The organism is Streptomyces sp. NRRL B-24484 (assembly GCF_000717715.1).
Lineage (GTDB): Bacteria > Actinomycetota > Actinomycetes > Streptomycetales > Streptomycetaceae > Kitasatospora.
The window spans coordinates 20999-28743 of sequence record NZ_JOAI01000067.1 but is presented as its reverse complement, the minus strand read 5'-3'; the positions used below and the strand labels follow the sequence as shown (position 1 = coordinate 28743).

The window sequence follows — 7745 nt, the reverse complement described above, 5'->3', positions numbered from 1 at the left end:
CGGCAGCGGTCGAGCTGGCCCAGTTGCTCATCCGGCAGGGCCGCTGCGCCGAGGCGATCGCCGCCGTCCCCGACCTGGCGGCCCAGCGGGAGGAGGAGCAGCGCATCAGGGCGTACTGGGAGGAGCGCAAGAGGGCTGCCGGCGACGGCGGATGCACGGAGGATCCACCCTTCTGACGGCCCCGCACAGCGGTACTTCCCATGGTGCCTGCACCGGGCCGACGCCTCAGGACGTCCCGTCGGGCCTCAGGTCGGGGCAGGCGAGGGCCTGCTCGATCAGCGCACGGATCTGCTCGTCCTGGAAGATCCGCTCGTAGCCCTCCAGCTGGGACAGCCGGTGGTCCGACGGTTGCACCGCGAGCAGTGCGCCGCGGATCGCCGGGCTGATCCCACCGATCCGGAGCAGGGCCCGTAGAGCGTCGCGGAAGGAACCGAAGTGGTCACCACCTTCGGCAATCGGCAGCACGAACTCCTCCAGGACCCGGACGGTCGGCCCCACCCGGCCCGTGATCGACCAGAGCGTGACCGCCGCCGTGAGTCGCGTCCCGTGCGTGCCGTTCTCCATGATGGACCGGACCCGCTCGGCGAACGGTGCGGCATCGCGTCCGAAGTCGGCCAGCGCACCGAACGGGCCCGACTCCGGATCCTCGGCCGCCCGGACCGCATCGCCGACGAGCCGGAACGCCGCCGCGCGGTCCCCCGCGATGCACGCAAGGGTCCGGGCCACCAGCCAGTGGTTCCCCGGGTGGTCCAGCACCTGGCAGCTGCGCAGCGCCGGCTCGGCAGAGGCGGCGGCCGGACCCAGCCCCCGCAACACCTGCACGGCGTCGATCGAGGTCCAGGTGTCGGCCAGCAGCGGCAGGAGGTCCGGCAAGGCCGGCAGGGCGTCCTCGCCCCATGCCTGCAGCACCTCGACGAACCTGCGGGTCGCGGCCCCCCGGGCCCCGTCCTCCCGGATCGCCTCCCGGATCGCGGGCAGCAGGACGTCCACGTGGGCCCGCAGCGGGATCAGCACGTCCTTGATCTCCGGCCGCCTCGGCCCCGCCGTGGCGTAGCAGCGGTCCTGCTCCTCCTGCGCCCGGAGCTGTGCGACCAGGCCCGGCAAGGCACGCGGGTCGCCGATCCTGGTCAGTGCCCACCGGGCGACCTCGCCGACCGTACCGTCCAGGTCTTCGTCGGTTCCGCCGTCGTCGAGCAGTTCGGCGAGACGGTCGGCGTACGGGGCCGAGACCTGGCCGAGCACCGCGAGCATGCTCGCCGCCCGGTACCGGACGGCCCCGTCCGGATCACCGAGCAGTGCGCCCGCCAGGGGCAGCAACGCACCGCCTGCAGAAGGCCGTTCGACGAGGAGCCGCCACGCGATGTCCATCGCCTCCCTGCACAGCAGGGCGTCTCCGGTCGGCCCGGCCGCCTCGATCAGCCGGGTGAGGAAGGACAGCTGCACCTGCGGGGCGTGCTCGAACAGCCGGGCGATCCACCAGAGCACGTCCTCGCGTGTGCAGGGTCCCTCGACGGACGGCACGAACCACACGTCCTCGAACCGCGGCCGCACCGCGCGATCGGAGAACACCTCGACCAACCGCTCCAGACGGGGCAGAGCAGACGCGGGTTCGGGACCGGCCGAGGCGTGGACGGCGGCGACCCACATCACCGGATCGTCCCCACCGAGCACGTCCGTCAGCACCGCCCGGGCGTCCGTGGCGGCCTCAGGGCCGGTCCGTGGGTCGGCTGCGGCCTCACCGAGCGCGAGGAGAACGGACAGCCGGACCGCCGGGTCCGTCTCCTCCCGCCACCGTTCCAGCAGCCGGGCAACGCCGCCCGCGAGGGGGACCGCTGCCCGCCGCACGGCCGGCTCCGGGTCCGCGAGCAGGGCCCGTGCCCCCGTCCAGTCCTCGTCGGCCAGGTCCGGCGCCTGGATGTACGTCAGCAGCTCGACGAGGGGGACTCGCGCGCCCATGGCGGGGTCGGCGGCGAGCGCGACGACGAACGGCAGGGCGACGGCGGCTGCGGACGGTGTCTCATGTCCCTCCTTCGTGACCAGGGAGTAGAGCGGGTAGCAGTCCTCCTCCGTCGCCTGCGCGCCCGCCCGGGCGAGCTTCCGGAGTGCCCGTGCCACCGCCTCGACCGAATCCACCGGGTGGCCCGTCTCGAGCCCGTCCCACACCACGGCGTCGAGCGCTTCCAGTGACATCCCCGTCATCGCCATCCGTTCACCGGTACATCGTTCAGGTCACAACCGCCCGCCATCGTGCAGGAAGCCCGCCCTCCTGTCGCCCGTATTTCGCCCGCTCGATCCGCAGGCCCGGATCGGCCCGGAGAACCGCGGCTCGGGTGCCGGATCCGTCCGGCACGGCGGGCAACGTCACGACGCCGACCGGACCGCCGGGCCCGGGGTGTGGGCCGTGTCTTCGGCGGGTCCGTCGGCTCCGGCGAGGAGGAGCGCGGCGACCGCCCGCGGGGCCTCGCGCATCGCGTTGTGGGCGGTCGGCAGGTCGTGGACGGTCCAGCCCGGGTCGGCGAGCAGTCGGGCGCGCTGGTCGGTGAACGGCGTGCGGTCCTCCCATCCCGAGCAGTGGACGAACTCGCGGCGGGGGACGTCGGCGTGGGCGCCCGTGAGACGGACCGCCTGCAGGAGGGCGGCGAGCGGGTGGGGGCGGCGGCGCGGGTCGCCGTCCGGCCGCCAGGGGGGTTCGACGGCGTAGCCGGTGGTGGCGGCGCCGGCGACGAACGACTGCCGGTAGCCCTCGTTCATGAGGGACCAGCACGACTCTCCGTCGCGCGGCACGCAGGCGTCCAGGTACACCAGCCGGGAGACCCGGCCGCCGGCGCGGTCGGCGGCGGCGGTGATCACCATCCCGCCGTAGCTGTGGCCGACCAGCGTCACGTCGTCGGGTCGGGCGCGCTCCAGCAGGCGCAGCACGTCGTCGGCGTGGGTGTCGAGGTTGGCGGTGGCGATCGTGGCGGGGTCGTCGTGGGGACGAAGGCCGGTCAGGGTCAGGGGGTGGACGGTGTGGCCGGCCCGCTCCAGCAGCGGGGCGACCGCCTCGAACGCCCAGGAGCCGTGCCAACCACCGGGTACGAGAACGAACGTCGCCATGGGTTTCCGCCTTCTTGTCCGGCCGTGGCACCGGGCGCCACCGCTCGTCACCGGAAGTCTCGCCCGGGCGTCCCGTGGCGTGCTGTCGATAGGATGCCAACCGATGCCCGTTCACCGCCAAGCCCACCTGGACGCCGGCGCCACCTCGCTGACGTGGCCCTCCGGCGGGCGTCACCTGTGGCCCTCGGGCGGCAGCAGCGGACCGCAGACGCACGCACGCGGGCACCTGGTGTACGCGGCCGGCGGTGTCCTGGTGCTGCACAGCGAGAGCGGGACGTCGATCGTCCCGGCCAACCGGGTCGCCTGGACGCCCGCCGGTTTCACGCACAGTCACCGTGCCCACGGGGAGACGGACATGCGGATCGTCTTCCTGCCGCCGTCCCTGGCCCAGTCGGTGCCGGGTCGTCCGGCGGTGTTCCGCGTCTCCGGCCTGGCGCGGGAGGTCCTGCTCGCCCTGACCGGCCCGCGCGGCGACGGCCGTGACGGCGAAGGCCACGAAACCGGCGGGGGTGGCAGGGGTTGGTCGGCACCCGGTTACGGCCCCGCCGCACGCGGCCGGCTGCTGCGGGTGCTGGTCGAGGAGCTGAGGGAGGCCGACGAACGGCCGTTGCACCTGCCGCACCCGCGCGACGACCGGCTGCGGGCGGTCGAGCGGATCCTGACCCGGACGCCCGCCGACACCACCGCACTGGCCGGACTCGGCCGGCAGGTCGGGGCCAGTTCGCGCACGCTGAGTCGGCTGTTCCACGACGAGCTCGGCATGACGTTCTACGAGTGGCGCACGCTGCTGCGGGTGCACCACGCGCTGGTGCTGCTGGCCGAGGGCCACGACGCCACGCACACCGCCCACGCCTGCGGCTGGGCCAACACCAGCGGTTTCATCGCGGCGTTCACCGACCTCGTCGGTACGACCCCCGGCCGCTACCGGGCGGGGCGGTGACGCGGGCCCATGACCCGGGCCCATGACGCGGGCCGGCTGTCGCGGCGGGCCGACGGCGGTGCCCGCGACTGCGCGCCCGGGGAGGTCCTGCCCCGGAAGTGGGTCCGCCCGCACGGGAAACGGCCTAGGCTCGGCCGATGGACAAGATCACGACACGCCTGACGGCCGCCGCCACCCCGACCGAGCCCCTCCTCGTCCTCCGTCCCTGGGAACAGGCGGACGCGGTCCACGTCGTCGAGGTGTACCAGGACCCGGCGATGCGTCACTGGACCAGCGCGAGCATCGACGACCTGGCCGACGCCGAGCGATGGGTCCGGGAGCAGGGTCGGGGATGGGAGACGGGCGAGCGCCGCGCGTTCGCCGTCCTGGAGTCCCGCGGCGGGACGGCGGACGACCTGCTGGTGGGCCACGTGGTCGTCAAGGGCGCGCTGCCCGGGGCGGCCTCGGCGGAGGTCGGCTACTGGACCGCGGCGCACGCCCGCGGACGCGGGATCGCCCGGCGCGCGCTGGAGACGGTGACCGGCTGGGCCTTCGAGGCCTTCGCCGACACCGGTCTCCGCCGCCTCGAACTCCTCCACCAGGTCGACAACGCCGCGTCCTGCCGCGTCGCCGACAAGGCCCGCTACGCGCTCGCTTCGACGATCCCGGCCGCACCCCCGGAGTACCCGCTCGACGCCCACCTGCACGTGCGGACCCACGCCTGATCCGTGGCCGAAGCCCGGACACGGGCCGACCGACGGGCCGACGGGGCCGGTGGTCGGCGTCAGCTCGCGAGCACCTTCGCCAGGAAGTCGTCCAGGCGCTCCGCCAGCCGGGCGATCTGCTCCTCCAGCGGCAGTGACTCGTCCGGACGCGTCACCAGCGCGGACCTCTTCAACCCGCGCACGTACAGCGAGCAGGCCAGGTCGGCGCAGACGTAGGTGCCGACCGTGTTGCCCTCCCGGCCCGCCTCGCCGGCCCGGCGGGCGGCCAGCAGCGCCACCCCGGAGACGGCGTGCGAGGTGATGCACAGCGAGCACACGTTGGTGCGCGTCAGGCTGCGGTGCGGGCCCGTCGGCACGCGCGGGGTGATGCCGACCGGGCCGTCCGCACGGGCGGCGACCAGGTAGGCCCGGTCCGGTGCACCGCCGTCCCGCCGGCCGGGGAAGTCCGGCTCCGACCAGGGCAGCTGGGCCGTACCGCGCGGCAGCGGCAACCGGCGGGCCTCCCCCTTCGAGCAGTTGACGAAGGATCCGCGGACCTCGGAGTCGCTCAGCGCACGCACGGGCCGCACGCCAACGACCCGGCATCCGCCCGTCGCCCGAATATCGCGCGGGCCCCGGGGTCCACCACGGACACGCGGTGAGTAGGCGTACTCATGTGCCGCGGCCCGGCCTGCTGCACCGTGGTTGCCGTGCAGGCGCCCGTATCCGGCCGGGCCCGGCGCACCTGCCCCCGCCGGTCCCAGGTGATGACGTGGCCGTCCCCCCTGCATTCGGTCCTCCCCCGCCCGTGTTCCGCCGCGAACCGCGCACGCCCTCCGAGGCCGCCTTCGAGATGGTGTCCGGGTTTCTCCTGGTGGGGTGCCTGGCGCTCAACGCGGGTCTGCTCTTCCTGATGTGCTTCGTCCCCGACGGCTGCGGCTCTTCCCACAACCGCGACGCGCTGGTCTGCCGGGGCGGCGGGTACCTGGAGGTCCTCGCGGCGCCCTGGATCTCGCTGGCCCTGGCCTCGGCCGCCGTGGGGCTCGGCGGCCTCCTGGCACGGCGCCGCCGACGGAGCCCGTGGCCGGCCCTGCTCCTGGGAGCGGTCCTCCACGGGGCGGGGTTGGCCTTCGTCCGCCTCGGCATCCGGGGGTAGGGCGGGGAGCACGACGGCGAGGGCCGTCACAGGTGCGTGAACGGGCCGCCCGGTTCCTCGCTCCGGCAGGTCTCCAGGACCGGCCGCATGGGGCACGGCACTGACAGGACGTCAGCGTGTCGTGTCCGGCCCTCCGGTGGCACCGTACCGGCCCGGGTGCGCGCCGCGGCGCCGGCGGACGGCGTGCGGATGCGGGGCCGGATGCGGGGGCGGGCTGTCCGCTGCCCGGGTTGCGCTCCGCGTCCGCGGCGCGGAGCTGCCCGGTCGCGGATCCCCGGCCTCCTATCCTGGCCGGACGGCACCAACCGAGCGGAGGCAGCAGCACATGGCGGAGGCCGGCGTCGATTTCGCGGCGGTGTTCGAGGCGCTGCCCGGTGCGGTCGCGCTCCTCACCCCGCAGTTGGTGTTCGCGGCCGCCAACAGCGCGTTCCTGCGCCAGTCCGGGCGCAGCCGCGAGCAGGTGGTGGGCCGGTACCTGTTCGACGCCTTCCCCCGGCAGCCGCACGACGTCGACGCCTCCCGGATGCTGAGTCTGGAGGCGTCGCTGCGGCGGGTGCTGGCCGGCGGGGAGGGCGATGTGATGGCGGTTCAGCGCTACGACGTCGAAGCCGCCCCCGGCCGGTGGGAGGAGCGGTACTGGAGCCCGGTCAACGCCCCGGTGTTCGCCCCGGACGGGCAGGTCGTGCTGGTGATCCACCGGGTGGAGGAGGTCACGGCGCTGATCCGTGCCGCCGGCGGGCCCGGCGCCGAACTGCGCGTCGAGGCCGAGCTCTACGGGCGGCTGCGCGAACTCGAAGAGGTCAACCAGCGGCTGCGCCAGGCGAACGCCCGCGAACGCGAGGTCGCACTCGCCCTGCAGAGCGCCATGCTCCCGCCGGCCCGGCCGATCCGCGCCCACCGCACCGCGGTCCGCTACCGGCCGGCGACCGCCGCACTGAACGTGTGCGGCGACTGGTACGACCTGATCCCCCTGCTCGGCGGCGACAGGATCGCGGTCACCGTCGGCGACGTCGTCGGCCACGGCCTGGCCGCCGCCGTCGTCATGGGCCAGCTCCGCAGCGCCCTGTCCGCCGCCTCCCTTGTCGCCGACGGCCCCGCCCGGGCCCTGGACGCCCTCGGCCGCTACGCCCACTTCCTCGACGGCGCCGAGTCCACCACCGCCGTGACCTGCTTCCTCGACTGGGACGAGCGCACGATCACCTACTCCAGCGCCGGTCACCCGCCACCCGTCCTGCTCCACGCCGACGGCACCTGGGAGCTGCTGGACGGGGCGACGGACCCGCCGCTGGACGCCCACCCCGAGCCGACCCCCCGTCCCCAGGCCACCGCCTCGTTCGCGGAGGGCGACGTCCTGGCGCTGTACACCGACGGCCTGATCGAACGCCGCGGCCGCGACATCGACGCCGGTCTGACCGCCCTCGCCGACTCCCTCCGCCGGCACGGCGGCACCACCGACCCCGACACGCTCGCCGACGCGGTCCTGGACGACCTGCTGCCCGCCGACGGCGTCACCGACGACACCGCCCTCGTCATCGTCCGCCTCTGACCGGGCGCGGGGCCGTCCGGCGGCGACGGTGGTGCGAGGAGCGAAGGCGGCGCGGCGCCCGCGGGAGCGGTGCTGCTCCCGCGGGCGCCGAGGTCGCCGGGCCGGAAGCCCTGGGGGTCGGCGGTGGTGATGGCCTCGTCCCGGTCCGGGGCGCCGGCCAGGTGGTGGGCGAGGTGCACCTCGTCGCCCTCGCCGAAGGACAGCGCGGTCACGACGTCGCGGTAGCCGGCGTCCGGGTCGAGCGGCCGGTAGTGGACGACGCCCTCCTTGCGGGAGGTCGCCTCGACGGAGGGGAGCAGCGGAGTGAAGGCCCGGTTGCCCTGG

7 protein-coding genes are annotated in these 7745 nt (G+C 74.9%); 4 read left to right on the top strand and 3 right to left on the bottom strand.

The genetic code is table 11. The features are described 5' to 3' along the window. Positions 1-225: 225 nt before the first annotated feature. Entirely contained in the window at positions 226-2190 is a 1965-nt protein-coding gene (locus tag IE98_RS0138025; protein WP_030276820.1) for a hypothetical protein, read from the bottom strand. Positions 2191-2361: 171 nt separating this feature from the next. Then, entirely contained in the window at positions 2362-3096 is a 735-nt protein-coding gene (locus tag IE98_RS0138020) for an alpha/beta fold hydrolase (RefSeq protein ID WP_052391499.1), read from the bottom strand. A gap of 103 nt (positions 3097-3199) precedes the next feature. Here IE98_RS0138020 and IE98_RS0138015 point away from each other — a divergent pair, with 103 nt between their 5' ends. Both IE98_RS0138015 and IE98_RS0138010 read left to right on the top strand, forming a co-directional pair. Next, positions 3200-4036 (top strand): AraC family transcriptional regulator, encoded by an 837-nt coding sequence (locus tag IE98_RS0138015; protein WP_078661633.1) that lies wholly within the window; start codon positions 3200-3202, stop codon positions 4034-4036. Positions 4037-4173: 137 nt separating this feature from the next. Further along, positions 4174-4740 (top strand): GNAT family N-acetyltransferase, encoded by a 567-nt coding sequence (locus IE98_RS0138010; protein ID WP_030276815.1) that lies wholly within the window; start codon positions 4174-4176, stop codon positions 4738-4740. A gap of 59 nt (positions 4741-4799) precedes the next feature. Here the strand turns inward: IE98_RS0138010 and IE98_RS0138005 are convergent, their stop codons facing one another. Further along, entirely contained in the window at positions 4800-5300 is a 501-nt protein-coding gene (locus tag IE98_RS0138005) for an FBP domain-containing protein (RefSeq protein WP_030276813.1), read from the bottom strand. 227 nt (positions 5301-5527) lie between these two features. On the opposite strand from IE98_RS0138005, the gene IE98_RS0138000 reads away from it, so the two are divergent. Together IE98_RS0138000 and IE98_RS0137995 are read left to right on the top strand one after the other, a co-directional pair. Further along, on the top strand, positions 5528-5875 hold the full coding sequence (locus tag IE98_RS0138000) for a hypothetical protein (protein WP_030276811.1): 348 nt from the start codon (positions 5528-5530) through the stop codon (positions 5873-5875). Between the two features lie 325 nt (positions 5876-6200). Continuing rightward, entirely contained in the window at positions 6201-7421 is a 1221-nt protein-coding gene (locus tag IE98_RS0137995; RefSeq protein ID WP_030276810.1) for a PP2C family protein-serine/threonine phosphatase, read from the top strand. The last annotated feature ends 324 nt before the right edge of the window (positions 7422-7745 follow it).

Bases quoted from the DNA above. Each gene is read 5' to 3' on its own strand.
- IE98_RS0138025 (WP_030276820.1), bottom strand. From the start codon at position 2,190: ATGTCACTGGAAGCGCTCGACGCCGTGGTGTGGGACGGGCTCGAGACG.
- IE98_RS0138020 (WP_052391499.1), bottom strand. From the start codon at position 3,096: ATGGCGACGTTCGTTCTCGTACCCGGTGGTTGGCACGGCTCCTGGGCG.
- IE98_RS0138015 (WP_078661633.1), top strand. From the start codon at position 3,200: ATGCCCGTTCACCGCCAAGCCCACCTGGACGCCGGCGCCACCTCGCTG.
- IE98_RS0138010 (WP_030276815.1), top strand. From the start codon at position 4,174: ATGGACAAGATCACGACACGCCTGACGGCCGCCGCCACCCCGACCGAG.
- IE98_RS0137995 (WP_030276810.1), top strand. From the start codon at position 6,201: ATGGCGGAGGCCGGCGTCGATTTCGCGGCGGTGTTCGAGGCGCTGCCC.